A 590-nucleotide genomic window follows, 5' to 3' on the forward strand; every position below is an offset into this window, starting at 1 on the left:
CCCGTTGGAGCAAAAAGTTCACCTAGTTCTTGATGGCGCCGCCTATCATCAGTCAGAGCTGGTGAGAAATGCGGCAAAAGTGCTCAATATTGAGCTTCATTACTTACCACCTTACAGTCCAAATTTAAATCTAATCGAGCGGCTTTGGAAAGTGATGAATGAGCATGTGAGGAACAATATTTACTTCTCCTCCAAGCCAGAATTTACTTCAGCCATCAAAGAGTTTTTCGATGTAACGTTACCAAAAGTTGCAGGTACACTCGTATCCAGAATTACGGATAATTTTCAGATATTGAAACCTGTATCTTCAAGTTGAACGGGTATAGAAGGGAATTAGTATTGTGACTTATATTCCATTTATTTTGAAATTAATAATGAAGCTTGAAAATAAACGAGAAGGGAATCAAATATGGTTCAATTTTGCTATAAAAAAGAGGCACTGTGCTAAATCTCCTCCAATAACCTTTTTAATCGCTCTATTTTCTATCTCTTTGAGAAAAGACATAAAGCGAGCAGCACTCTTGTTTTGAGCGCTTGTTGGGGTCAATGGTACAGGTTGCTCGTTGGCAATAGATTTATCACCACGCTCC

2 protein-coding genes are annotated in these 590 nt (G+C 38.5%); one reads left to right on the forward strand and one right to left on the reverse strand.

What is annotated here, in order from left to right; translation table 11 throughout:
- Positions 1–316 (forward strand): transposase (locus R7P74_RS27920; protein ID WP_318123923.1); only part of this gene is annotated, 316 nt, incomplete at its 5' end.
- A gap of 87 nt (positions 317–403) precedes the next feature.
- Here R7P74_RS27920 and R7P74_RS27925 read toward each other — a convergent pair.
- Positions 404–590, reverse strand: a 187-nt coding sequence (locus tag R7P74_RS27925) for a hypothetical protein (protein WP_318123924.1), incomplete at its 5' end; no start/stop codon positions are given.

Source organism: Vibrio sp. 2033 (genome assembly GCF_033339735.1).